The 24,846-nt window shown below is 35.0% G+C and carries 26 protein-coding genes and 1 pseudogene; 4 read left to right on the plus strand and 23 right to left on the minus strand.

The window, feature by feature from the left end; translation table 11 throughout:
* Positions 1 to 33: 33 nt before the first annotated feature.
* From IPK35_18470 to IPK35_18490, 5 genes are all read right to left on the minus strand, one after another.
* Positions 34 to 1,233, minus strand: a complete 1,200-nt coding sequence (locus tag IPK35_18470) for a glycosyltransferase (GenBank protein ID MBK8055198.1) — start codon at positions 1,231 to 1,233, stop codon at positions 34 to 36.
* A 133-nt stretch (positions 1,234 to 1,366) separates the two neighbouring features.
* The gene (gene asnB / locus IPK35_18475) at positions 1,367 to 3,178 is read right to left on the minus strand and encodes an asparagine synthase (glutamine-hydrolyzing) (GenBank protein ID MBK8055199.1); all 1,812 of its coding nucleotides are present in this window, start codon (positions 3,176 to 3,178) and stop codon (positions 1,367 to 1,369) included.
* A 355-nt stretch (positions 3,179 to 3,533) separates the two neighbouring features.
* Positions 3,534 to 4,361 carry a hypothetical protein gene (locus IPK35_18480; GenBank protein ID MBK8055200.1) on the minus strand — a complete coding sequence of 276 codons (828 nt, stop codon included), beginning with the start codon at positions 4,359 to 4,361 and terminating at the stop codon, positions 3,534 to 3,536.
* Positions 4,362 to 4,363: 2 nt separating this feature from the next.
* Positions 4,364 to 5,263: a UDP-3-O-(3-hydroxymyristoyl)glucosamine N-acyltransferase gene (locus tag IPK35_18485; protein MBK8055201.1), complete on the minus strand. Its 900-nt coding sequence runs from the start codon at positions 5,261 to 5,263 to the stop codon at positions 4,364 to 4,366.
* A complete protein-coding gene (locus IPK35_18490) occupies positions 5,263 to 5,763 on the minus strand; it encodes a hypothetical protein (protein ID MBK8055202.1) in 501 nt (166 codons plus the stop codon). The genes IPK35_18485 and IPK35_18490 overlap by 1 nt, the downstream gene beginning before the upstream one ends.
* A gap of 358 nt (positions 5,764 to 6,121) precedes the next feature.
* Between IPK35_18490 and IPK35_18495 the strand changes: the two genes are divergently transcribed.
* The 4 genes from IPK35_18495 (at position 6,122) to IPK35_18510 (ending at position 7,433) form a co-directional block, all read left to right on the plus strand.
* Positions 6,122 to 6,346 carry a hypothetical protein gene (locus IPK35_18495; protein MBK8055203.1) on the plus strand — a complete coding sequence of 75 codons (225 nt, stop codon included), beginning with the start codon at positions 6,122 to 6,124 and terminating at the stop codon, positions 6,344 to 6,346.
* 147 nt (positions 6,347 to 6,493) lie between these two features.
* A complete protein-coding gene (locus IPK35_18500; protein MBK8055204.1) occupies positions 6,494 to 6,799 on the plus strand; it encodes a hypothetical protein in 306 nt (101 codons plus the stop codon).
* Entirely contained in the window at positions 6,769 to 7,086 is a 318-nt protein-coding gene (locus tag IPK35_18505) for a transposase (GenBank protein MBK8055205.1), read from the plus strand. The genes IPK35_18500 and IPK35_18505 overlap by 31 nt, the downstream gene beginning before the upstream one ends.
* A complete protein-coding gene (locus IPK35_18510) occupies positions 7,086 to 7,433 on the plus strand; it encodes a transposase (protein MBK8055206.1) in 348 nt (115 codons plus the stop codon). Before IPK35_18505 ends, IPK35_18510 begins: the two co-directional genes overlap by 1 nt.
* A gap of 233 nt (positions 7,434 to 7,666) precedes the next feature.
* Here IPK35_18510 and IPK35_18515 read toward each other — a convergent pair whose 3' ends face one another.
* The 18 genes and pseudogenes from IPK35_18515 to IPK35_18600 form a co-directional block, all read right to left on the minus strand.
* Positions 7,667 to 8,296 carry an acetyltransferase gene (locus IPK35_18515; protein ID MBK8055207.1) on the minus strand — a complete coding sequence of 210 codons (630 nt, stop codon included), beginning with the start codon at positions 8,294 to 8,296 and terminating at the stop codon, positions 7,667 to 7,669.
* A gap of 7 nt (positions 8,297 to 8,303) precedes the next feature.
* Positions 8,304 to 9,257, minus strand: a complete 954-nt coding sequence (locus IPK35_18520) for an NAD-dependent epimerase/dehydratase family protein (protein ID MBK8055208.1) — start codon at positions 9,255 to 9,257, stop codon at positions 8,304 to 8,306.
* Positions 9,247 to 10,359 carry a DegT/DnrJ/EryC1/StrS family aminotransferase gene (locus IPK35_18525; GenBank protein ID MBK8055209.1) on the minus strand — a complete coding sequence of 371 codons (1,113 nt, stop codon included), beginning with the start codon at positions 10,357 to 10,359 and terminating at the stop codon, positions 9,247 to 9,249. The genes IPK35_18520 and IPK35_18525 overlap by 11 nt, the downstream gene beginning before the upstream one ends.
* Positions 10,360 to 10,468: 109 nt before the next feature.
* Positions 10,469 to 11,433, minus strand: a pseudogene (locus tag IPK35_18530) (Gfo/Idh/MocA family oxidoreductase).
* A gap of 44 nt (positions 11,434 to 11,477) precedes the next feature.
* Positions 11,478 to 13,889, minus strand: coding sequence for a YfhO family protein (locus IPK35_18535; protein ID MBK8055210.1), 2,412 nt, complete (start codon positions 13,887 to 13,889; stop codon positions 11,478 to 11,480).
* A gap of 170 nt (positions 13,890 to 14,059) precedes the next feature.
* The gene (locus IPK35_18540; GenBank protein MBK8055211.1) at positions 14,060 to 15,850 is read right to left on the minus strand and encodes an ABC transporter ATP-binding protein/permease; all 1,791 of its coding nucleotides are present in this window, start codon (positions 15,848 to 15,850) and stop codon (positions 14,060 to 14,062) included.
* Between the two features lie 52 nt (positions 15,851 to 15,902).
* Entirely contained in the window at positions 15,903 to 16,766 is an 864-nt protein-coding gene (rfbA, locus tag IPK35_18545; GenBank protein MBK8055212.1) for a glucose-1-phosphate thymidylyltransferase RfbA, read from the minus strand.
* Between the two features lie 66 nt (positions 16,767 to 16,832).
* Positions 16,833 to 17,294: a hypothetical protein gene (locus IPK35_18550; GenBank protein MBK8055213.1), complete on the minus strand. Its 462-nt coding sequence runs from the start codon at positions 17,292 to 17,294 to the stop codon at positions 16,833 to 16,835.
* A complete protein-coding gene (locus tag IPK35_18555) occupies positions 17,287 to 17,499 on the minus strand; it encodes a hypothetical protein (GenBank protein ID MBK8055214.1) in 213 nt (70 codons plus the stop codon). Before IPK35_18555 ends, IPK35_18550 begins: the two co-directional genes overlap by 8 nt.
* Positions 17,500 to 17,509: 10 nt before the next feature.
* Entirely contained in the window at positions 17,510 to 18,082 is a 573-nt protein-coding gene (locus IPK35_18560) for an N-acetyltransferase (GenBank protein MBK8055215.1), read from the minus strand.
* A 33-nt stretch (positions 18,083 to 18,115) separates the two neighbouring features.
* A complete protein-coding gene (locus tag IPK35_18565) occupies positions 18,116 to 19,177 on the minus strand; it encodes a hypothetical protein (GenBank protein MBK8055216.1) in 1,062 nt (353 codons plus the stop codon).
* A gap of 34 nt (positions 19,178 to 19,211) precedes the next feature.
* Entirely contained in the window at positions 19,212 to 19,835 is a 624-nt protein-coding gene (locus IPK35_18570) for a Uma2 family endonuclease (GenBank protein ID MBK8055217.1), read from the minus strand.
* 176 nt (positions 19,836 to 20,011) lie between these two features.
* Positions 20,012 to 21,061 carry a dTDP-glucose 4,6-dehydratase gene (rfbB, locus tag IPK35_18575; protein ID MBK8055218.1) on the minus strand — a complete coding sequence of 350 codons (1,050 nt, stop codon included), beginning with the start codon at positions 21,059 to 21,061 and terminating at the stop codon, positions 20,012 to 20,014.
* Positions 21,062 to 21,296: 235 nt separating this feature from the next.
* Entirely contained in the window at positions 21,297 to 21,554 is a 258-nt protein-coding gene (locus tag IPK35_18580) for a Txe/YoeB family addiction module toxin (GenBank protein MBK8055219.1), read from the minus strand.
* On the minus strand, positions 21,551 to 21,775 hold the full coding sequence (locus IPK35_18585) for a hypothetical protein (GenBank protein ID MBK8055220.1): 225 nt from the start codon (positions 21,773 to 21,775) through the stop codon (positions 21,551 to 21,553). Before IPK35_18585 ends, IPK35_18580 begins: the two co-directional genes overlap by 4 nt.
* Before the next feature lie 317 nt (positions 21,776 to 22,092).
* On the minus strand, positions 22,093 to 23,394 hold the full coding sequence (locus IPK35_18590; protein MBK8055221.1) for a UDP-glucose/GDP-mannose dehydrogenase family protein: 1,302 nt from the start codon (positions 23,392 to 23,394) through the stop codon (positions 22,093 to 22,095).
* Between the two features lie 105 nt (positions 23,395 to 23,499).
* On the minus strand, positions 23,500 to 24,132 hold the full coding sequence (locus IPK35_18595; protein ID MBK8055222.1) for a hypothetical protein: 633 nt from the start codon (positions 24,130 to 24,132) through the stop codon (positions 23,500 to 23,502).
* A gap of 42 nt (positions 24,133 to 24,174) precedes the next feature.
* Positions 24,175 to 24,765, minus strand: coding sequence for a Uma2 family endonuclease (locus tag IPK35_18600; GenBank protein ID MBK8055223.1), 591 nt, complete (start codon positions 24,763 to 24,765; stop codon positions 24,175 to 24,177).
* Positions 24,766 to 24,846 lie beyond the last annotated feature (81 nt).

The raw sequence follows: 24,846 nt of genomic DNA on the forward strand, positions 1-24,846 counted from the left end.
TCGTAGTCGAATTTGGATAAAATTTAGGCTTGATTAAGCATTAAAATCATCATAACATTTTAATAGATTTGCTTCACTTATACCCCAATGATATCTATCCGAAACAATCCGCTTATTATTTTCAGCATAAAATTCAAACAAATTTTCGTTAATCAATTCTTGTATTTTTGATGCAAAATCTTCCGGGTCGTCATGAACGTATATCTTACCAGCATTATTTTCAAGAATAATTGGAATTAAAGAATCACAATTAGAGCAAACAACAGGCTTTCCTACATATAAATATTCAAATAATTTATTTGGAGAAGAATTATCAGTTTGTTTGTTTTTAACATGCGGCAATAACAAAATATCAGCTTCATTCAGTTTATTAAATACCAGATGAGAAGCAACCGGATCTTCAAATTCAATTTCCCTTCTAATTACGTCATCCTTTGTCAATGCCAGTTGTTTAAGCTTTGAAATATAATTTGGATTACCGGTACCTACAATTCTTAATTTAACTTTACTGTGTGGATTTCTTTTTCTAAAAATCTCATAGCCATTTATAACAATTTCAACACCTCTAATTTCGTCTATTCCTCCAAGATACATTAGACACAATTGTTCATCTTTTTGGTCATTTTGATTAGAATTCTGTAAATCAATGAAATTTAGGTCAAGATAGTTTGGAACAGTATATATACCAGTTTGTCGTGAAGAACCTGCTTCTATTCTTTTTTTCATAAATTCATTGACCACTATTACTTTATCCGCATTTAACACCTGTTCTGTTTCATATTTATCCCATTGTTCATTATTACTTAGCAGTTTGCCCAATTTTGTATTGGAATATCTAGCCGTTCTTAAATGGTCAGCCCAATTTTCATGCAAATCCAATATGTAATTTAGATGATATTTTTTAGACATATTCAGTCCAACTCTAGCTAATGGCAAATCATGAACATGAATATAGTGGAACGTCTCATTTTTGAGTATCTTATTTAGAAACTTAGTCCAAAATTGAAAATAAAAAGGGAACTTAAGACATCCTACGTGTGTCTTATGCATAAACTCAGAAATATTAATTCTGTTAATGATTATTTCTTTATAATTGTCTTTTAACGGCCTGTTTTGTTTTGTAAAACATGCAATAACGACCTGATAACCATTGTTTATCAAAGATTTAGCTTCCTTTTCTACACGTATATCGTGAGGAAATTCATGATCCAAAACCATTAAAATTTTTTTCATTAATGACAATCTGCATTTTTAAACCCTAAAATTCCATATCCATATAAGGTTGTCCAATTTGTAATCAATGGTTGTCCAAAACCAATATTTAGATACTCTTTATTTTGACTTAACAAATAATTACACAATTATATTAATAATAATAACCAGCCATTAATATTTTCCAAATATTTTCGGGTTCACGACTTTTGTTATTTTTTATAATCTTCTCTTTAATAAGTTTTTCTTCCGATGCATTTATCATCTCATCAAACATACTGGACTCAAACCATTTCTTTTGAGGTGGTTCGTAACCTACTTTGTCCTTTCTGTCCAAAACAATTACTGGTATTAAACCTCTCATAGATTCACGGATAAGCATTTTAGTTACCCCTCCCTTTATTTTGTATTGACTTGGCATTGAAAACATAAACTCTACAAGGTTATGATTTAGAAAAGGTAATCTTACCTCACGCGAAAATGCCATGGAGTTTCTGTCACAATATCGAAGTAAGTCTGGAAGTCCACTATTCAAGGTATTATATTTTAAATCTCTTGCTAAATCAAACATTACTTGATGTGGGTATGTCAGGGCATAATGGTTAGCAAAAAACTCAGTATTTAATAATGGGTTTTTCATAAAATACTTTACTAAGGAATAATTCTTTAATTTTAGGAAAGTGTCAGGATTTTTTGAAATCAATTTATCTAAAAAAGAATGATGATATTTAACACCTTTAAAAGCTTCGTGCATTTGCATTTCAAAAGCATATTTTGTCCTATCTTCACGAAACAATTGACCGTAATATTTTCTGTAATAATGTTCATATCCTCCACCAATCTCGTCTGCTCCCTGGCCATCTAAAAGTACAGTGACTTCGTGCTCCTTTGCCAGTTTCATGACTTCCCATTGTGCAAAAATACTAGCAGACCCAAATGGTTCCTCTTGGTGATAGCACATTTTTTCAAAATCATTCAAAAGTTTGTTCTCATCCGGCCATGTATAATAATCTTTGACTTTTGTGGCTTCCACTATTTGAGAAATATATTTGCCTTCATCTTTTTCAAAATTTGCAAATCTTGCTGAAAAAGTTTTTTGAATCTGACCTTCTTCTTTCAATCTATCGACTAAGACAACAATAGCTGAAGAATCCAAACCCCCAGACAAACTAGAACCCACAGGGACATCTGACCTTAGTCTTCTCTTAATGGACTGAGAAAATAATTCTAAAAATTGCTCTTTTGCATCATCAAAAGTAATATTGCTCTTTACGGATAAATCTATATCCCAATAGCATTTTTTTTCTAAATTTCCTTTTAAATCTATAGTCAAATAATGAGCTGACTCTAATGAAAATATCTCATTATAGAAAGTATGACCTGGATGATTAGGATTGCTAACTATATCATAATTGAGATAATAAAAAAGGTGATTCCGATTCACTGTTTTTGGTACACTTACTGCCCACAGGGCTTTCATTTCAGATGCAAAAACAAATCGGTCTCTACTTCTATAAAAATAGAAAGGCTTTTCGCCAAATCGGTCTCTGGCACAAAATAGCTTTTGCTCCATATCATCCCATATTGCAAAAGCAAACATACCATCCAAGTCTTGAAGGCAATTCTCTTTCTTCTCAGCATACAATGCCAGGAGTACTTCTGTGTCTGACTGGCTTTTAAAGATCTTTCCTTTACTTATAAGTTGATCTCTAAGTTCAATATAGTTGTAGATCTCACCATTAAAGACAATAGTAAATCGCTCATTTGCATAATGCATAGGCTGAGCTCCTGAAGGACTTAAATCAATAATCGCTAATCGCCTGTGGCCTAACCCAATTTGTTTACTGTTATGAAGCCAGATACCATCTCCGTCCGGACCACGATGCTGAATTGCATCAGTCATTTTTCTGACCTCCACCTCAGATGTTGGATGATTAAAAGATATTATGCCTGCAATACCACACATAAATTATAATTTACGATAAATCACATTTAAAAATCTCAAGAAGAATGATAAAGGCCTTCAAACTAACTCCCTAGTCAACTTATATTTGGTTAGCAAAAACAAAACTTTATAGATTAAAACATACTAATAACTAACTTCTATATATTTTAAGTAAATCCTTAACTAGCACTTTTACATCATGGAATTTTTCGACATAATTCCTACTTTGAATTCCGATTTCGTGCCTTAGTTCAGAATTACAAATTAATTCTATTATTTTTTCTTCTAACGTATCAGGATTGACATTTACAATTGGACAGTCTCTTGGCAAACCATTGTCATACACTTCATCCATTATGTAACATAAGGTTGGTTTTCAATTGGCCATTGCTTCTAACGCTGCCATTCCGAAAGAGCCACATATTATTTGATCAATAAATATATCACATTTTTTCATAATGTCAAGAACTTCTGTTCTTGGTTTATTATGTAACATGATAAAATCGAATTCAAACCGCATTTTTAATTTATCAATAATAGATGCAATAATTTGACTACCTTTTGCAATTGGTGCGGAAGGTGAATGAACGATTAAGGGCTTATTATTGAGTTTACTTGGAAATTTGGGAACAAAATCTCGTACATTAATTCTGTTATTAAAGCTAAAAATTTCAGGCAACAAATTATTATCTACATAAAGTTTCATTTCAGGATTCGCCAAAACTTTTGCTCCAATCTCAGAGAATTTTAATTGAACTATTTTTTTATTATTCCCTGACTCTTGTAATTTATACTCGTATCCTTCGTGAAACACTTTTGTATAATATGGATTTAAATTTAAAAGTAAATCAGGATTTCTTATTTCACTTCCAACAAATTCAATGAAGACTTTCTTATTTGAATTAACTATCCACTTTAAGTCCCTATATGATTTTAATCCAGGACATCCGACATAATGTAGGATGTCTGCCCAATCAATAAATTCTTTTAATTTCCTTCTGTATTGAATTTTTGTTTTTATTAACTTAATCGGATTTTTCCATGAATAAGTTCTGGGGAAATAATAAGTATTCTCATTTTTAGTTAAGTATATATGGTCCTGAAAAGTAAAGCATTTAGCTTCAACTCCATCAATTTGATTCATAGCTTGGGCAGTTATGGCTTGCATTGAAGCAACATTCACGGGTAGAAATAAAATTTTCATTTTTATCTTAATTTACGGGCAGGATTTCCTACCCAAGTCTCATTATCCGGAATGTTTTTTGTTACAATAGCACCCATACCTACAATTACATTATTCCCAATCATTAAACCATCTCGAAGTGACGAAGAAGGAGCTATCCAAGTATTAGCTCCGATTTTAGTGCTACCGCCTATCATTGAGTTAGCAATAATCATTGAATTTTCTCCAATTTCAACATTATGAGCGATATGAATTAAGTTATCTATTTTTACAAACTTCCTAATTATTGTATCCCCAATTGTCCCTCTATCTATGGTATTATTAGCACCAATTTCAACGAAATCCTCAATAATAACTCCTCCTATGTGAGGAAATTTTTCCCATTGATTCTGCTCATTTTTTTGATAACCAAAACCCTCTGACCCAATTGTTGTATTTGCTTGTATTGTGACATTTTCACCAATAACCACATTGTCATAAATATAACAATTCCCATGTATTTCTGTATTATCTCTTATTATACATTTCCCTATATAAGTATTTGGTCCAATAGAAACATTTGCACCTATATTTGCTTGAGGATTTATAACGGCCGTATTGTGAATATGTACTATTTTAGTCTCTATAAATAGTGCTTTCACGATTCTTAAAAATGCTAGCCTTGGATTTTCTACAAGAATGTAGTTTTTATCTTTTGGCACTAGACTGAAATCAACAGAAATATCACAAATAATAAAATTTGACATTGATGTTTTGATGATCTCTTCTTTATTAAGTTTTTGAGGGGAAACCCAAACTAAACTTTCAGAATTTGCTTCATGAATCGGTTTGACATTTGTAAAATAACTTTTTCCATTACCACATTTCAGTTTTAAAACAGAAACAATTTCCTTTATCGTTTCTAAAGTGTAGTGTTGTTTCATCACCAGTCTACATTTTTATAATTAAATGAAACTAAAAGATTTTCATAATTATTTAGATTGTTGATAGCTCTTCCATTACAACATCTTTGCACCTTTTCCCATGGACTCATAATATCCTCCGTCCACCACTCAGGATGAGTAAGCAAATGTAAATGTTTCGAATCCGATGTTATTATAACATCCATCATTCGTTTATAGCGCCAATATCCGTTACTGTCTGAACAATATTCCATTTCTTTAATAAAAAAATCTGAATATACATTAATAAGATTTGCATAAGATTCTTTTTTGCAACTCAATGTAAACGGATTTGTATTATGGAAAGAAAATGTCTTGATTTTTGAATTAAAAATCTGTTCCAAAAGCTGTTTTTCAAACATTAACTTTTTTTCAATATCTACTTCATTAATCACATTATGATATTTTACATCAAAATGAACCCCAATTTCATGTCCTAGAAGGAGTATTTGCTTTATAATATGAGTAATTGAATATTCCAACACATTATAAAATTCACTATTTAAATGTATGAAAAAAGTTGATTTTACTCCTTGATTAGCTTCTATCTGTGCTAATCTTAATGCCCTATGTGGTGAAAAATCAATATCATGCCTCCAAAATACACATTTTTCATTCTTATCAAAATCATGATAAAAAGAAAATTTGTATTTTTTCTTGGTTTCTTTTATTGTAACTACTCAGGTATAAAAGCATAAAAATAAAGTTGTAAAAATACAAAAAGAGTTATAACTTTGTACGACCAACCTTAAAGTATTGATATAGAACTTGATTTAAAATCAAGAAAATATCGAAAATTTATCTTCCATATTAGTTTTAGTTGAGCAGCTTCGCCAAGAATTGGTCGAGGTAAAAGAAGAATTACGTCTTACCAAAGAAGAATTACGTCTTACCAAAGAAGATAACGAAAAATTAAAGGCAAGGATAATAGAATTGAGTCATAAAAAGAATAGCTCAAACAGTTCACTTCCTCCTCAACGGATATACAAAGAACAACAAAAAGTCTCAGACAAAAAAGTGGCAAGAAAACAGGAGGCCAAACTGGTCACGAAGGAACTACATTAGAATTTCACTCTGAACCCGAGGTAATTGATCACATTGACCAGACGTGTCCAGTATGCGGAACAATTTATATCGATGTTCCAACATTGAAAGAAAGGCGACAAAGTCTTAGACATACCGCCCATTGCCATACAAACATATGAGCATAGGGTGTACGAAAGACGTTGTAGTTGTGGAGCTTGTTGTGTCAGTTCTTTTCCTGACCATGTAAAGAGTCCGATAAGTTATGGTCGAAACATTGAGACATTATGTGGATACTTTTCAGCCAGACAGTATGTGAGCGTATCCAGAATACGAGAGATGTTTGCAGACGTATTCAATCTAAACATCAGCGAAGGAACAATTGTCAATAAAATAAAGTCTTTGGCACAAAGATGTATGCCACAGTATGAAGAAATACAAAAGAGGTACAACAAAGTAGCTGTGTGGGAACAGATGAAACAGGAGGCAAGGTAAACGGTAAGTTGCGATGGTTGTGGGCATGGCAAACAAGATTAGTCACCTTTATAGTAGTTTCATCAAATAGAGGCTTTGAAACTATTGAGAAGTACTTTGGCGAAGGATTTGTTAATACTATATTGGTCCATGATTGCTGGAAGGCACACTTCATCATAGGGGCAAAAGGACGTCAGATATGCCTAAGCCATATACTTAGAGAATTACAATACTTTATTGAAAAGAGAAATAAATGGGCTTACGAGTTGACTAAATTAATATGGAAAGCCTTGGCTCTAAAAAAATAATGCTTACAAATGCTGAAGCCAACTATGAAACACAAATCAACCAAATTGAAAAAACACTAAACCACATACTGAATAAAGAGATACATTCCAAAGATAAAAAACTACATACTTTACAAAAAAGACTAAACAAACACCAACAATATCTACTTACTTTTCTAAAAGTAATGGAAGTACCACCAGACAACAACTTTAGCGAACAAGCCATCAGAAACGTAAAGGTAAAACTCAAGGTTAGCGGTCAGTTTAGGTCAGACCAAGGTGCTTCATATTATGCAGTCCTAAGATCAGTTATTGATACTGCTATAAAAAGAAATCTAAACGTTCTCCAAGTATTAGCTAATGCTTAACTTTGTACCTGAGTAGTTACCTTTTATTAAATCTATATAGTGATTAATAGTAAAATCAGAAAAATTATAGTATATAGAGTTCTCTGTTTTTTTCATGTTTTAATCTTATTAGTTTATTATAGTGGACAGAAAATATTCTGCGAAAAATTTGAATCATAATATATTGTAAATTAAATAATTATGATTGTAAATTTTCGCAATCAATTTTCTGTTTGGTATATTCTATCAACTCATTATTTTTTTAGTACAACTCTTGCTGGATTCCCGGTTAGTATTAAATTTTCTAAAATAACATCTTTAACAACGTTTGAACCAATACCAATAAGTGTTTTGGAAGCTATTGTAACACCATTTTTTATATTTGATCCAGCACCGATATAGCAAGATGAATTAACTATAACATTTCCTGCTATTAATACATTCCCACAAATGATACTCCCCTTTCCAATATAAGAATCATGGTGAATGGTTGTATTAGGTAATATCATAACATCATCTTCAATAATCACATCTGGAGATATAACAACATTTTGCATTATGAGAAGATTAGTGCCTAGTTTTACACTTTTAGATAGCTGGGCTGAGGGATGAATAATGTTAACAGATTGAAACGAATAGCTTTCTTTAAACTCCTTTATGACTTGCTCTCTTTTCAAAAAGCTCGTTGGACTGCCATGTACCAAGGAGATGTTTTTATTGGGTCCTAAATCTAGTTTTGAGATAATAGGGATCCCACAATAGGATTTACCAATATAGTTCTCATCATCACTAATAAAAGCGTCACAATACTGATTTTCATTGAAACAATCCAAGGCTTCTTTTCCAGTTCCACTGTATGGAAATATACAAATTGGTTGCTTCACAGTTATATTAAATTTGATTTTGGAAATATTCAGCGGTTTTTAAAATTCCTTCATCTAAATCAACTTTTGATTTAAAACCGAGTATTTGCCATGTTTTTTCAACACTTGGAATCCGAATGGCTATATCAGCAGAGAGAGGCGGTTCAAAAATAATTTTTGAATCTGATTTTAACACCCTGCAAACGGTTTGAGCCAAACCTAATATGGTAATCACTGCACGTGCATTACCCAAATTGAAGCTTTCCCCAATTGCTTTAGGGTCTTCAATACAGCGAATCAAACAATCTACAAAGTCATCTACATAACACCAAGCACGAATTTGATTGCCATCTCCATCTATTTTAATATCTTGATTTTGAAGTGCTCGTTTTATAAATATCTGCATAGCTCCCTCCCCCGTTTGACCAGGACCATACACATTAAAAGGTCGTACAGTTACTACGGGTAGTTTGTATTGACTATAATAGGCATGAGCCAAATGCTCTCCTGCAAGCTTACTTACAGCGTAGGTCCACCGTGCTTCACCAGCAGAGCCAGCCACTGTTGCGTCTGATTCAGAAGAACGAAATGCCATTGAGCCAAAAACTTCTGAAGTCGAAAAATCTACAAACCTGTCCTTAACATTATTAATCCTTGCCGCTTCTAATGCATTTGATGTACCGATCATATTTACACGCATTGTATGGACAGGATTCTTAATAACAGTATCAATACCTGCTATCCCTGCTGCGTGAATCACCACGTCTACCCCGGCCATACTTGTTTTGAGTAATTCAAAATCAAGAACATCTCCTTTTATAATCATGATGTTTGGATGATTTGCTATCGAACTACCTGTTAGTGTATCGCGGTGAAAATTATCGTAAACAACTATTTTATTATTCTCTACATAGTGTTTAATAAGGGTGTTGGCTATAAAACCAGCACCACCTGTAATAAATATTTTTTTGTTATAGATCATTTATTTTGAATTGATTAACTGTATGTATTATTCTATGAATTTGTTCTGCAGTTAGTTTTTCATATATTGGCAAAGCCAAACCTTGTGTAAATGCTTTGTACGCGTTTGGAAACTCTACTTCGCTATCGCAAATGTATTTATTTTTGAAGAAAGTTTGGGCTGGCATGCATTGGGCACCATAATTAACCCCAATGCCCTTGTCTTTAAAATATTTAATCGCATCCGCTTGATTTACTGCTTTATGAAGCAAAACATGAAAGGTTTGCCACGCATGGAATTTATTATTTCTGAAAGATGGCAACAAAACCAAAGGATTGGATATTTCTGCCATATATTTACGAGCAATTTCTTGCTTTTTTTCGATAATTGACTCGATTCTTTTCAACTGGTTACTCAATAAGGCAGCTTGAAAATCTGTCATACGATAATTAAAGCCCGCATAAATAAAGTCCATTTTACTTTCCTTGTTTTCCGAATCTATACCATGATTTCGCAATGCTCGCAATTTTGCTGCCAATACTGCATCGTTAGTAACTATTGCTCCACCTTCTCCTGATGTAATGGCTTTTCGCGGGTGAAAAGAAAAAGAACCGGCTATGCCTATGGTGCCAGCATATTTTTGATGCTCTTTAGCTCCTAAAGCACAAGCAGCATCCTCAATTAGAAAAAGTCCATGAGTATCACAAATAGATTTGATTTCGTGCATATCTGCAGCAAGGCCAAACTCATGAACTATCATTACAGCTTTGGTTGCAGGGCTTATTTTTCCTTTAATAAGGTTTTTATCAATATTAAAAGAATCACTTTCTATATCGACAAAAATAGGCTTGGCTCCAACTAATTCAATTACATTGGCTGTTGCCATATATGAAAAAGCAGGAATTATTACCTCATCTCCAGGCCCAATGCCCAAGGCTATTAAAATTAAGTGTAATGTAGCAGTCCCATTACTTACCATTATTGAGTGCTGAATACCAAGGTAGGTGGATAGTTGATGTTCCAGCTTCTCAACTTCTAAGCCCTGAACTAACATCCCAGAACGTAAAACCCTAATTACATTGGATATATCTTCTTCCTGAATATCTGGAGATGCTAGATGGATAAAATTATCATTTTTATTTTTTGTCACTTTTATTCAATTAATAAAATGAAGGGGCAAGTCAGTCTTAATGTATTTACTTTTTTAAAATTTAGCCCATATTTTTATTGATCTATTCAAATGGATGCTTCACCAACTCCAACTTACAAAACGGATGATAATCCCCAACTAACCCAAACGGTGCTTTAGTCCGTATATCATGTACGATCTCGATAGCTTGTCTGGAAGCATCAACCCTGTACCCTCCACCATTTAGGATATCCCGATAGGTATCTGTATGCAACTCCGTAAAGCCATCGCTAAACTCGATTTGTTCTCCTTCTACCTCCATGCTTCTGAATGTACGCTTACCAGTGGCACGAACACCATCTGGTATTGTATCGTAATTGATACTCAAAAACCATCTCACTCTTGCCCTCTCAAATTCAAGATATCCGGCTGCCCGGTCATGCGTGTGGATATGTACGACATTGTCCTTTACTTTTCCAAATACCCACCCTAACATATCAAAAAAATGTACTCCAATATTTGTAGCAATTCCGCCAGACTTGGCCACGTCACCTTCCAGGAAGTATAATACCAGTTGCCCCGTGATGTCTGATATGTCAGGTCAAATTCGAAAACCTTATCTTTTGGTGCAGCATCTACTTTTTTCTTCAGATCTATGATCGCGTTGTGCAATCTCAGCTGCAAAACTGTATAGATATTTTTACCTGTTTCTTTTTCCAGCTCCTGAAGCGCATCTATGTTCCAGGGGTTGAGTACGATCGGTTTTTCGCAAATCACATCAGCACCACTCCGCAAACCAAATCTCATGTGCGCATCATGAAGATAGTTTGGACTACAGATACTGACATAATCTACGGCTTCTCCCCTCCTTCTTAGTTTATCTACATGTCTGTCAAAACGCTCAAACTCTGTAAAAAATGCCGCATTAGGAAAATAACTGTCTATAATACCTACAGAGTCATTAGGGTCATATGCCGCTATTAGCTCATTTTTTGTATCTTTTATGGCCTTCATATGCCTTGGAGCAATATATCCTGCTGCCCCTATTAGTGCAAATTGTTTTGTCATTTTATATTATAATCGAGAAAAAAACCAAATAAAAATAAAGAAAATCAAACCACTTCAACTTTAGAATTCCATTTTATAAATCCTTTATACAGCGCAAAACCTAATAACAGGAGGATCAAAGCCGAGCATACAAGGCTTATTTTTTCTCCTGTGATGTATGATTGCGGTTTGAATTCAAAGGTTATGTTGTGTTTTCCGGCCGGAACTTTCATGCCGCGGAGGATGTAGTTGGCTCTGATATGCTCTACAGGTTTGCCATCGACATAAGCTTGCCATCCAAGGTCAGGACCATACCAAACTTCAGAAAAGACAGCAAACTGATCACTTTGTGTATCGGATTCATACTCCAGTTTATTTGGTGAGTATGTTTTCATTTGGATGGTTCCGTTTTTCTGGGGAACCATTCCGGATATGTAGTCTTTAAATTCCGTGTGGATAAAAGTCTGAGCTGAAGGATCAAAATTTTTCAATGAATCAATTTCAGCATTGGCATCAGACACAAGCTGGATTTTATCCACAAACCATGCATTGCCTGCAGCATCCTGATTTTGCTGGGCTACCGCCAGCCCATCCTGCCCTGCTGAGATAAAATACTTTGTATTCAGCATATTCAAAACCGCCATATTGTTTTGAGAGATATGTCTATCGATTATATCCTGATACCTTTGGAGTTTGGCAGCATGATATCCGCCTATGGTCTTATGAAAGTAGGATGAAGACGATGAATTGAAGGTGTTGATACTAACATCCAGAACTCTGTAACTTAAACTTTTGTCCTGCATGATTTGTAAATCCACTGGTCTTGGCTCAAATTGTTGGTTGTACGTGGATTTGTTTACAAAATCCTTTTTATCCAGATATCCTTTATCAATCTGATACAAATCCACCAATCCTAACACAGAAATGATAGCTATCAAGATTCCAGAAGTGAGCTTTTCTTTGATATACAACCACAAAGTACCGGCTGCCAACAAAATAAAAATCAAACTTCTGAAGGCTGAGCCGCTTGACATTTCTTCTCTCTGCGTTTTCAGTTGTTCAATGATTTGAGCATATTGTTCATCCCCGGGACTGCTATATTCAAAAAATGAACTGTTGGCTGCCCAAAGCAACAAAGATATACCACCCAGAATACCGGTTGCAATATATAATGGTTTAAGGTACTGAGACTTATCAGATGATTTTAATATTTCTGAAATAGCCAATACACCCAATAATGGAATAAATATGGCTGTAATGCTAAGTATGGAACTAGGTGCTCTGAATTTATTATACAATGGCATAAATTCAAAAAGAAAACTATTAAGGACAGCGAAGTTTTTTCCCAATGAAAGCAGCATAGTAATCACCACCACAATCAACAACCACCATTTTTCCGGCCCTTTGATTACGAACAATCCCAAGATAAATAAAAAAACTGCCACAACACCAAAGTAGGTTGGTCCACTGGTGAAAGGCAACGAACCAAAATAGGTTGGAAACTGAAATGGCTGGCGTTGACCTACGGCCTTGGCCAAATAGGATTTATTATCTAACCATTCTCCACTTCCTCCTCCGACAATTTTTGGAATAAAAGTTGCTATCAGGTCACCGTAACCATTGCTCCACTGCATGGCGTATTCCCATTCCAATCCTCCTTGTGAGTTGGCCTGATTATTTGTAACCTCTGTTTCAGCTTTTAATACCTGACCACCTCTCATAGTGCTTTTGGTATATTCATAAGCAGTCCACATTCGTGAAGCAGAAGCACCTACGGCTAGCACACCTATAGCCCCAAGAATGGCTAAAGATGTAATAAATCCTAAAATCTTTTTCTCCTGTACACTTTTGATAAATTCAATCAGTACAAGAATGCCTAAACATAGTCCCAGATAATATGTCATCTGTGGGTGATTGGCCAATATATTCATACCAAAACCTAGCCCAAAAACCGCACTACCTGCAATATAATACCTTTTAAATACGAGCAATACACCGGAAACTACCAACGGGCTGGTCATAATAGTCATTATTTTGGTATTATGACCTGCTTCATAAAGGATATAGTGGTTGGTACTAAAACCAAAAAGCAAAGCACCTAAAAGGCTAAGCCATGGATTTATACCCAGGAGCATCAATAACAAATAAAAACCAAGCATACCCACAATAAAGAAACCTGTGGGCTGATTGAAAAAAAGTGAAGTCACCGGCTGTATATACTGTATGAGGTTAGATTTAGCAGACAAGGAGATCATTGTGGTAGGCATCCCGGAAAACATAGAATTGGTCCAGAATGCTTCTTCACCAGTTTTCTTTTTGTACTCATTGGCCTCTCTTGCTGCACCGTCATATGAAACTATATCTCCTTGTCGCACCACCTTACCCTGAAACTGTGGTAGAAAATAACTTACACTTGCAGCAACGATGATCACCACAGGAATGATATAGGGTAATATTGATTTCAGATTTATCTTCATGGTAGCAAAATTGAATTATGTTTTAACTGATGACTTATATAAAAATCCTATATCTGTAAAATGTTGCAAATGTAGGTTATTTTGTATATAAAAAGTTATCAAATGATTAGATTTTTGAAATGGCTAAGTATATTTTTTGACTCTTTCAAACAAAATAGCTTAAATAAATTTTATTCACTTTTATTTAAAACCATTTTTTGCACCTGAGCATATGAATATATTGCACTTATTGCACCATCTTTCAGTTCATAAATCCTGTCGCACATTTCAAGAGTTGTAAACCTGTGAGCCACTATAATGATGGTTTTATCCAGTTTAGCCAGGTGATTGATGGTAGTAACGATGGCCTTTTCAGTCTCATGATCCAATGCAGATGTGGCCTCGTCAAAAAGTAAAATCTCTGCATCCTTGTACAACGCACGTGCTATACCAACTCTCTGTCTCTGACCTCCTGAAAGTTTGACTCCATTTTCACCCAAATAAATATCAATGCCTTCAGGGTGACTCTCTACTATTTCCGTCAACATCGCATCCGAGACTGCTTTTTTGAGTTTTATTTCATCAATTTCATTATCTGACTGCCCAAAGGCAATATTTTCTCTTAGTGTACCATTTCTGATGTAGACATTTTGTTGAACATATCCAATCATTTTTTGGAATGAAGCTTTATTATCTTCCCCAAGTTGAAGTGAATCCAGAAAAATTGATCCTTTATTTTCCTTTAAAAATCTAAGGAAAAGATGTAATATCGTGGTCTTGCCGGAACCGGATGACCCAATAAAACCTATAGTTTCCCCTTTATGTAAATGAAAGCTAATGTCTTTCAGGACCTCTACATCAGTGCCGGGGTAGGAAAACCCAATCCGATCAAAAACTATTTTTTCATTGAAATGCAAAGAATCAACAGTCTTGTAATGTTTTAACCTTCTTTTATTCAAAACCTTTAGCTCATCAATTACATAACTCACATTTTTTATTGCAAGTGCACTACCCATAATCCTGTTTATAGCAGGCAACATTCGGTAAGCTGCCAGGGCGAATACACTCATCAGTACTAAAATCTCGCTTGAATTTTCTCTGAAAAAATAAGCATATGCCAGCAAAACCATCAAGCCCAAACCGAGTACTATATCATTGAGTCTCTGATGGATTTTGGCAAATATCCCTTGCTGCAAAGCATCAATAGAGTTTAGTTTTTTAATTTGGTCGCTAAAATTTTCATAAAAAGATTGTTCTTTATTTGTCAGCACAACATCATTGTAAGCATTCATACTATCTATCAATACTGAAATAGCTTTGGGTGCGACTGTATTTCGTGCCTCACCCAGTGCCTTTGTTTTGTTTTTTGTCAACTGATATATGATAGCGAGTATTGGTAATGAAAAAATGATCAGAAAAACAATGGCTATCGGATTGTAAATGATTAGCGAAATAAAAATAAGCAATAAAACTACAATCTCCGTTGACATCAGCAATGTCTCCATCAGGTAAGAAGAAGCAAAATAATATGGGACAATGATAACATCATAATTTTTCTTTCCAGTATCCTGATCCGATATATAAAGATATCCCTGATCATAATAATGCTGAAACATCTTCTGACTCAATCTCAAAGAAATATTGAAAGAAAATCTGGATTGAATATATAGAATGATGAGACTGATGAAATTTTTAAAAAGAAAAAATATAAAAATAGAAATTGACAATATCAATAAAAAAGTGATCATATCACTTCCGCCTGTGAGATTATATAAAAATTCCAAATACCATTTTTCTTTAATAGAGTTAGTATCCATGATCACTTGCATAAGAATTGCCATTCCTCCTAATCCTGCAATATCAACAAAGGCATTTATCAGCATTAGCCCAAACATATATGTACTTCTCTTCTTTTGGTCATCATCCAAAATGTCTCTTATATTTTTCAGAGCGTTGAAGTATGGATTGTTGAGTATGTTCATGCAGTGTGTGTATTCCCGAATATTTTTAAAACTAAATATATTTGATATGCTATTACTTCAGTACCTTCAAAAGATATTCTCCATAGCCGCTTTTTACAAGCGGACCAGCTAGTTTGGACAACTGGTCTGAATCTATAAATTTCATACGCCACGCCACTTCTTCAATACAGCCGATCTTATATCCCTGTCTTTTTTCAATGACACGCACAAATTCTGATGCATCATGTAGTGAGTCAAAAGTGCCTGTGTCTAACCATGCGGTGCCGCGGTCCATAATCCCGACTGAGAGTAGGCCTTTCTCAAGATAATGCTGATTAACGGTAGTTATTTCATATTCACCTCTGGAAGATGGTTTGATATTTTTTGCAATATCCACGACCTTATTGTCATAATAATATAAACCGGGAACTGCATAATCTGATTTTGGTTCTTTGGGTTTTTCTTCTATGGAAAGTGCTTTTTTGTTTTCATCAAATTCTACAACACCATATCTCTCAGGGTCATTTACCGGATAAGCAAATACCTTTGCTCCGGATGTGATAGAGGCACTTTGCTGCAGCAATTTTGAAAGCCCTGAACCATAAAATATATTGTCCCCGAGTACTAAACACGAAGTATCATTTCCTATAAAATCTGCTCCTATTACAAATGCCTGTGCCAAGCCATTGGGTACTTCCTGAACTGCATACTCAAAGTTGCATCCCAGTTCAGCTCCATCGCCCAACAATCGGATGAAGCCCGGCTGGTCTTCAGGGGTCGTGATGATCAATATGTCACGGATACCTGAAAGCATAAGGATAGACATCGGATAATAGATCATAGGCTTATCGTAAATAGGCATGAGTTGCTTACTTATAGCCTTAGTTATGGGATAAAGCCTGGTGCCGGAGCCGCCGGCGAGGATGATACCTTTCATTTTATTTGTTGATTTGGTAAAATTGCTGATTTGATCATTTATTGATTTGAAATAATTGCTTATGTATTATTTTCCTTTTAAATATTCTATATCTGACTTATCCTTTGATCTGCCTACAGATATCTTATTTTGGATTAGTTGATTAATATGAATTACATTTATGCTTAAAGAATCATCAATTTTGAATCTGATAGCATTGTTTATTGCTTCAAAAATTGAGACGCCCTTTAATTTAGTTATAATATCTATTGCCATCGGCGGGCGACCATACTCAAATACATCAAAATTTTCAGTATCTAAAAACCTTTCTAAACTCATACCAAAAAGTGGCATGCCAAACTTAATAAATGCCCTTGTTATTTTTTTGTAGTTTTCTTCCGTAGGATTGACAAATAAATCCATATCTCCTGTAGTTCTATTATATCCATGAATAATAACTGAGTAACCACCTACCAACACATATTCAACTCTGCAATCTTCAAAGGCTTTCAGAAATTCCTGAAAATCACTGTTAAAAATATTACTCATCAGAAAATTTTCTGATACGAAAAGTTGTTCGGTCTATTTTATGTTCAGAAGAATATGGTAAATTATAACTCGAACAGGTCAAATACCAGGACGCACACAATCTTTCATACACTGTTTTAGTAAGCCAATATTCAACGTTTTGTCCTTTTTCGTCAAAATCAACTATTCGGAATGAGGTCCTGTCAAACTTTAAAAGTTCAGCCATTTTTACAACTTTATAGTTTAACCAAATTTAAACCATTCAACCGATATTTCTCTCCACTTTCCGGGCAGGTCGCTATATCGTTATCATCAAATGTCAATCTTTGACCAAACTCACTCATCCACCCCATTTGCCTGGCAGGGTTTCCTACTACCAGGGCATAATCAGGTACATGCTTAGTCACCACTGCACCTGCTCCTATAAAAGCATATTTGCCGATGTCATGACCACATACAATGGTAGCATTGGCCCCGATAGATGCACCTTTGCCTACATGGGTTTTTAGATATTCACTTTTGCGGTTGACCGCGCTGCGTGGATTGATCACATTGGTAAACACACACGAAGGACCCAGAAAAACATCATCATCGCACGTAACACCGGTATATATGGATACATTATTTTGTACCTTGACATTATCTCCCAATACAACTTCGGGAGAGATGACTACATTTTGGCCAATATTACAATTTTTACCCAAAGTACAATTAGGCATAATGTGGCTAAAATGCCATATTTTAGTACCTTCTCCTATGGTACATCCTTCATCAATATAAGAAGATTCGTGTGCAAAATAATTTTTCAAATCAGATATCTTTTTGAGAAAAACTAACAATAATTAAGCCATGGCATCCACCACAATCTTTCGGGCAATAAAAAACCCTGCAGCAAGCAAACATCCCAACAAACCACCTTTGATCAGTTCTATCAGCAAAGACATAGCATTTGGCTCAAGCGGTGGCAGTGGTTCATCTATGATGCTGATATCTGGAGTCCCTGATGCAAGTGAAAAATCCGCTGATTCTCTGTTTTTGGTAGCTTCCGCATACATGGTTTTCAGTTTTAGGATCTCAGTTTCAAGCAAACGCTTTTGAGTCAATAAATTCGGGTCTGTAAGATTTCTGTAAGAGTCATTGAATCTCGAAAGCTGAAACTCCTTGCTTCGCAATAATGCAAATATGGAGTCAGTTTTAGCTTCCACAAATTCAAAGGTATTTTGATTGCCTTTGGTGCTACTTTCAGTGTAATATTGCTTCAATTCAGTATAAACAAGGTTTGCAAATATGATGGAAAGCTCCTCGTCCACTGTAGTCGATGTAATGGTAAGAATCCCTGTATCTTCATTAAATCCATTGCTAAAAATGGGGTTTTTGACATTTTTGCCACCTACTACCTTTCCGTACAGCATTTTTAGTGCTGCCAGATCATCACCTTTGAAAGTGGAGATGTCACTTGATTTGAATTTAAATCCAGTCCAGTCCTTTTTCTTATTGGTCCACTCTTTGTCCAGATGGTACAATGTGATCAAATGATTGGCAATAAGGTCTTTTTTGCCTTGAAAAGTATCAAGTGGCACTTCTGTAAATAACACTTTTTGTATGATATTTCTGGATCTGGATAACTCTACGATTCTATCCAAATTGACTTTGCCACCTTTACCCAATCCAAAAGATCCCAAGATCCCACCTAATGCACCACCTCCTCCACTACCATCATTGAGAAGATAGGTCAACTGAGCAGTATAAGTCACTTCAGCTTTTTTGGCTTTGTACCCAAAGTAGGCCATCACAGGGATAGTCAGTGCTATAATCCACCATTTTTTTGCCCACAGCTCCCTCCAGAATTCCAAAAGCTTTTCTATGAGCTCTTTGAGTGTGATCTCATCGTCCTGATAAGTCATCGAATTTGTATTATTTTCCTGATTCACTTATATTTTACTTAAATATTTGTTCAACATCCAAAGAAAAACCATCTATAGCTTTGCTGAAAATCGTATCTCCACTGTAGTATGGCGCACTTCCAATATACTTTTCCTTATGTAACATATACATGATAATAAACTCATGCTCAGGATCTACAATCCAGTATTCCGGAATTCCTGCCTCCTGATAAATTTCAAATTTATCTTTCATTTCCCGGCGTGAATTGCCCGGAGACAATATTTCAATAACTAAATCCGGTGAACCAGCACATCCTTTTTCATCCAACATATCAGGATTACAAATAACACAAATATCGGGCTGCACTACAGTCATGATTTTACCATCCGGCAGTGATTTTGTTTTATTTCTGAATTTTCTGGAAATGTTTATGCCCTTTGAAACTGAAAGCCGGACATCAAAAGGCGCGGAAAACACATCGCAAGAAGAATTTGATAAAAAATTACCAATCCATCTATTCAATTTTCCTGAAATACGTTGATGCCTGGTATTTGGCGACGGCGACATTCTAAATATCCTACCCCTGAGCAATTCGACTCTCTCGTCCAACTGCCATTTCAGATAGTCAGCATAACTATATATGTCATTCATGTCTAATTGATTGATGTCCGTAATCATCATTTTACCAATATAAAAAATAAACTTCTCAACTTATAGTGGACAGAAAATATTCTGCGAAAAATTTAAATCATAATGTATTTCAAATAAAATAATTATGATTGTAAATTTTCGAAATCAATTTTCTGTCTGGTTTAAACGAATTATTCTCATATACAGTTCGTCAAAATAGAAATTTAGTTAGTATACATCTTTTCATAGTACTCCTGATAAGCCCCGGAAGTCACATGATCCAGCCACTCCTGATTATTAAGATACCAGTCTATGGTCTTAGCTATACCGGTTTCAAAAGTTTCCTCAGGCTTCCATCCCAACTCCTGCTCAATTTTGGAGGCATCAATAGCATATCTCAAATCATGACCTGCTCGATCGGTGACATAGGTGATGAGTTTCCGGCTTTCTCCATCCACTCTCCCCAATTTTTTGTCCATAGCATCACATAGATAATGAACGATTTCGATATTTTTCCACTCATTATGACCTCCTATATTGTAAGTTTCACCTGATACACCATTATGCAAAATAGTGTCAATAGCTCTGGCATGATCTTCTACATATAGCCAATCTCTCACATTTTCGCCTTTACCATATACCGGCAGTGGTTTCTTATGAATGATATTATGGAGCATTAACGGTATAAGTTTCTCAGGAAAGTGATTGGGCCCATAGTTATTGCTGCAATTGGAGATGACTACCGGCATATGATATGTATGAAAATAAGCCCTTACTAAATGGTCAGAAGAAGCTTTGGATGCAGAATAGGGAGAACGAGGGTCATATGGGGTATGCTCAGTAAACATTTCTGTCCCCATCTCCAAAGACCCATACACTTCGTCAGTACTGATATGATAAAATAATTTAGCATCGTAATTTCCTGCCCAATGTTTTTTAGCTACTTGCAGCAAATTGGCAGTACCTAAAATATTGGTTTTTAAAAATATCAAGGGATCTTTGATCGATCTGTCCACATGAGATTCAGCTGCAAGGTGGACGACGTGGGTGATATCATATTTTCTGAAAATATCACTGACCAACACTTCATCACCGATATCACCTCTGACAAAAGTATAGTTAGGCAAGTTTTCGACATCTCTAAGATTTTCGAGATTGCCGGCATAGGTCAGTGCGTCGAGATTAATGATTTTATAACCAGGATATTTATTTACTAGTAATCTGACTATGTGTGATCCGATGAAGCCGGCACCTCCTGTAATGAGGATATTCATATTCTATGGTTGATTTGCTTATTTGATAGAACTGCTGAATTGCATATTTGTTGATACCACAAAGGCTGCATATATTTGATGATCTGATTATTTGAGCACTTTGTTATAGCTTAATGGCTACGATTCAGTATATTCAAGCATGTAGCCCGCGCCATATTGCAAGTGAAAAAGTATTACGAAACAGGCTAGAAGCCTTATGATATCGCACCTTAGTGAGACACTAAGACAAATAAAATCAATAATGATCTTTACATGAAATGATGGTAATTTTTTCATCGTCAACTTTATATATCAGCCTATGTTCTTCATTGATGCGCCTAGACCAATATCCTTTTAAATGGTGTCTTAACGGTTCTGGTTTCCCAAGACCTTCAAAGGGAGATTTTCTGCAAAAATGTATTAATTCAATTATCTTTTTTAAAACTTTAAGATTATTTGTAGCCCAATATTCTAAATCATCAGCAGCATTTGGTTCATAAACTAGAACTCTTATATATCTTTAACTAATTCTTCATATTTAGTCAAATCAACATCAATCAACTCACCACCATCCTCTACCCTTCGTATGGCAGCTTCTATGTGTAAAGGCAGCTCTTCTATTGCTTCCACTTCTACATTAAGTCTGACTTTTTGTCCCTTAAAAGCAGCTCTTAGAGACTGGACAAATTTGTTGTCTATTTGACTGACGTGGTCGAATTGATAAGTTATGGTCATGATTTATACTTGATTTGAATAATTAAACTATTTTGATGGGGAAAAAGTTCCACACTTAAAATTAAGGCTGAGACTAAGGTTGAGATTATGGTAAAGGTTGATGAAGATATTTGAGATTAAGATTGTTTTGTCTGCTCTTCACGCTTCGTTATATCCGGTCTTATTTTTTATCCGTCTTTCCATCTTTCAACCATTTTAAAATGGTTCTGGCTTCCTCGAGCGTTGTTTTTTTTTGCTTTAGCTTTGAATATTTTCTGTTTTTCAGCCAAATCTTCAAATAGCTGACAGGGTTTTAATTTTTCTGTACTAATTTCAACCTATCTCCCTATACTATCATAATAAAATCCCAAATCCCTTGTCACTTGCACATCATAAATATTTCTACCATCAAAGATGACAGGAGCCCTCATGATTTGTTTCATCTTGTCAAAATCCGGTGTACGGAATTCGTTCCATTCGGTAACGATAGCCAATGCATCAACATCATGTATAGCATCGTATTCATTGGATGAAAATTCGATTTTATTACCAAATATTTGTTTGACATTGTCCATTGCTTCCGGATCGTAGGCTTTTACTTTGGCTCCTTTGTTGAGCAATCTGGATATGATGGTCAGTGCCGGTGCTTCTCTGATATCATCAGTATTTGGTTTAAATGCAAGGCCCCAGACACCAATGGTTTTCCCTGTCAGGTCGCCATTGAAATATTTCAGTATTTTGGAAGAAAGAATCTCCTTTTGTAACTCATTGACATGCATGACAGCTTTTAGTATCTTAAAATCGTATTCATTTTCTTGAGCCGTTTTGGCGAGTGCCTGTACGTCTTTTGGAAAACAAGATCCTCCATATCCTACACCCGGAAACAAAAATCTTTTGCCAATACGGCTATCAGAACCCATACCTTTACGCACCATGTCCACATCTGCACCTAATCGCTCGCAAAGATTGGCGATTTCATTCATAAAGGTGATGCGGGTAGCGAGATATGAATTGGCTGCATATTTTGTCATTTCTGCACTGCGCTCATCCATGAAGATGATAGGATTGCCCTGACGTACAAATGGTTCATAAAGGGCTGTCATAATTTTCTTAGCTTTATCTGATGACGTGCCTACCACTACCCGATCTGGTTTCATAAAGTCTTCCACAGCGACTCCTTCGCGAAGAAATTCGGGATTGGACACCACATCAAAGAGTGTATGATCCAATTTCTCACGTAAAACGGCTTCAACTCTTTCAGCTGTCCCTACCGGCACCGTACTTTTATCAACAATAACTTTGTAATCAGTGATGATTTCAGAAAGATCCTTCGCTACTTTCAATACAAAAGAAAGATCGGCTGACCCGTCTGCTCCCGGAGGTGTTGGTAGTGCCAGAAATATGATTTTAGCATCTTTGATACCATCTGCCAGATCAGTGGTAAAGTGAAGGCGGCCTGCCTTGGTATTGCGTTCAAAAAGTATCTCTAAACCTGGTTCGTAAATTGGTACATAACCATTTTTCATTTTTTCAACTTTGGTGGCGTCGATGTCCACACACGTCACATAATTTCCTGACTCGGCAAAACAAGTGCCCGATACGAGACCTACATATCCTGTCCCTACTACTGCTATTTTCATTTATTTATTGTATTTGTGGAGTTGTTATTTTTAAACTAGATGCTTGTGCTACAGTTACAATTATCAAAGTATAACTTATATTTAGCGTGGAAACTTTAACTAATTCTAGCTAAGTTCTATGGGGTTTCTTTTTTTAAAAATGATTTTTTCTTCTGCTTGCTTGAATTCAATATCAAATTCGTCAAAGACAACTTCTCTTCCTACTATCAATTCATTAAAACTACTATCCTGAAGCCAAGCTACTGGTGTTTGAATTTCATATTCATCAATTATAAAAGTTAATTTTCTTAATGCATATTTTAAAAGTCCACCACCAACACCACCTACTTCATTTAAAATTTCACCATCGGCAAGTTGCAATCCTAATAATTCTCCAGTTTGTTTTGCAATGCAACTTAAATCTGCACCTGAATCCACTAACATTGATTCAAAAATCTTATTGTCGCCAAAACTTAAACCAACAGAATAATCCGGTGACCATTCCTTTTTCCGAATTCCAAAAATCCTTACTGGCATAATCATTTTCATTTTATATGGCAATTCAGAAGGATGTACATATTTAACAACAAATTCATCTCTAGAAAATCCCTTTAATTCTAATTGGTTGATTAAAGCCTTTAGTGTTAATGCTACATCAATGATGCCATGTTTTGGAGAGAAGGCTACCCATTTTTCAACATGTTCATAAAATGCTGCCTTATTGGCATTTCTCCATGCATTGGCTTCCTTGGCATTCATAGATACTTCATTTTAAATTATTATAGAAAAATAAGGTATTTCTTAGAATTCTATATTCTTATAAACCTTTTCCATCGAAATCGAAATACCAATAGAAGATAATTTTACATCTCCCGTATCGCTAAAAGTAGTCTCTCTCCAAAGATGAGGTTCTTCCCTGAACCAAGTTTCTACTTCTTTGGTCTCTTGCCTGACCATTACATATTCCATAAAAGTAGGGATGTTTTTATAGGACATAAATTTATCATGTCTATCATACTTTTCAGTAGTAGGTGACAATACTTCTACTATGAGAATAGGGTTTAATAATATATCTTTTCTCCCATTCCAAAATTCAGGTTTCTGATAGACGATCAATGCATCGGGATATAATACTTGATTCAATTTTGGAATAAATACTTTTTGGTCACTAGAAATTACTTCAAAAGATAATTGATTAATTTCAAATGACTGACCAAAAGCAATGATAATATTTGCAGCTATTTTATTATGATTATAGGATGATCCGGGTATTTTTCTTATTTTTCCATTATAATATTCATGCTTTTCAGCCGATAAGGATTCCTTATCCAAGTATTTTTCGATACTAAGGTCACGACTTGATCTTCTGAATGGTTTTAAAATGGTCTCCATATGCAAGAATTTAAATTTAATTCAAAATTAATCCTTTTTGACTTCTTTTGCCAAAATTCCTCTGTGCTGTGTGTATAACAT

The organism is Saprospiraceae bacterium (genome assembly GCA_016713025.1).
GTDB lineage: Bacteria > Bacteroidota > Bacteroidia > Chitinophagales > Saprospiraceae > OLB9.

Excerpts from the sequence above, each read along its gene's own strand:
- IPK35_18565 (MBK8055216.1), bottom strand. The coding sequence starts at position 19,177 with ATGACTTATCAGGACGATGAGATCACACTCAAAGAGCTCATAGAAAAG.
- IPK35_18585 (MBK8055220.1), bottom strand. The coding sequence starts at position 21,775 with ATGACCATAACTTATCAATTCGACCACGTCAGTCAAATAGACAACAAA.
- rfbA (MBK8055212.1), bottom strand. The coding sequence starts at position 16,766 with ATGAAAGGTATCATCCTCGCCGGCGGCTCCGGCACCAGGCTTTATCCC.
- IPK35_18570 (MBK8055217.1), bottom strand. The coding sequence starts at position 19,835 with ATGATTACGGACATCAATCAATTAGACATGAATGACATATATAGTTAT.
- IPK35_18510 (MBK8055206.1), top strand. The coding sequence starts at position 7,086 with ATGCTTACAAATGCTGAAGCCAACTATGAAACACAAATCAACCAAATT.
- IPK35_18520 (MBK8055208.1), bottom strand. The coding sequence starts at position 9,257 with ATGATCTATAACAAAAAAATATTTATTACAGGTGGTGCTGGTTTTATA.
- IPK35_18470 (MBK8055198.1), bottom strand. The coding sequence starts at position 1,233 with ATGAAAAAAATTTTAATGGTTTTGGATCATGAATTTCCTCACGATATA.
- IPK35_18485 (MBK8055201.1), bottom strand. The coding sequence starts at position 5,263 with ATGAAACAACACTACACTTTAGAAACGATAAAGGAAATTGTTTCTGTT.
- IPK35_18590 (MBK8055221.1), bottom strand. The coding sequence starts at position 23,394 with ATGAAAATAGCAGTAGTAGGGACAGGATATGTAGGTCTCGTATCGGGC.
- IPK35_18555 (MBK8055214.1), bottom strand. The coding sequence starts at position 17,499 with ATGGCTGAACTTTTAAAGTTTGACAGGACCTCATTCCGAATAGTTGAT.
- asnB (MBK8055199.1), bottom strand. The coding sequence starts at position 3,178 with ATGTGTGGTATTGCAGGCATAATATCTTTTAATCATCCAACATCTGAG.
- IPK35_18540 (MBK8055211.1), bottom strand. The coding sequence starts at position 15,850 with ATGAACATACTCAACAATCCATACTTCAACGCTCTGAAAAATATAAGA.
- rfbB (MBK8055218.1), bottom strand. The coding sequence starts at position 21,061 with ATGAATATCCTCATTACAGGAGGTGCCGGCTTCATCGGATCACACATA.
- IPK35_18595 (MBK8055222.1), bottom strand. The coding sequence starts at position 24,132 with ATGAATGCCAAGGAAGCCAATGCATGGAGAAATGCCAATAAGGCAGCA.
- IPK35_18600 (MBK8055223.1), bottom strand. The coding sequence starts at position 24,765 with ATGGAGACCATTTTAAAACCATTCAGAAGATCAAGTCGTGACCTTAGT.
- IPK35_18535 (MBK8055210.1), bottom strand. The coding sequence starts at position 13,889 with ATGAAGATAAATCTGAAATCAATATTACCCTATATCATTCCTGTGGTG.
- IPK35_18550 (MBK8055213.1), bottom strand. The coding sequence starts at position 17,294 with ATGAGTAATATTTTTAACAGTGATTTTCAGGAATTTCTGAAAGCCTTT.
- IPK35_18480 (MBK8055200.1), bottom strand. The coding sequence starts at position 4,361 with ATGAAAATTTTATTTCTACCCGTGAATGTTGCTTCAATGCAAGCCATA.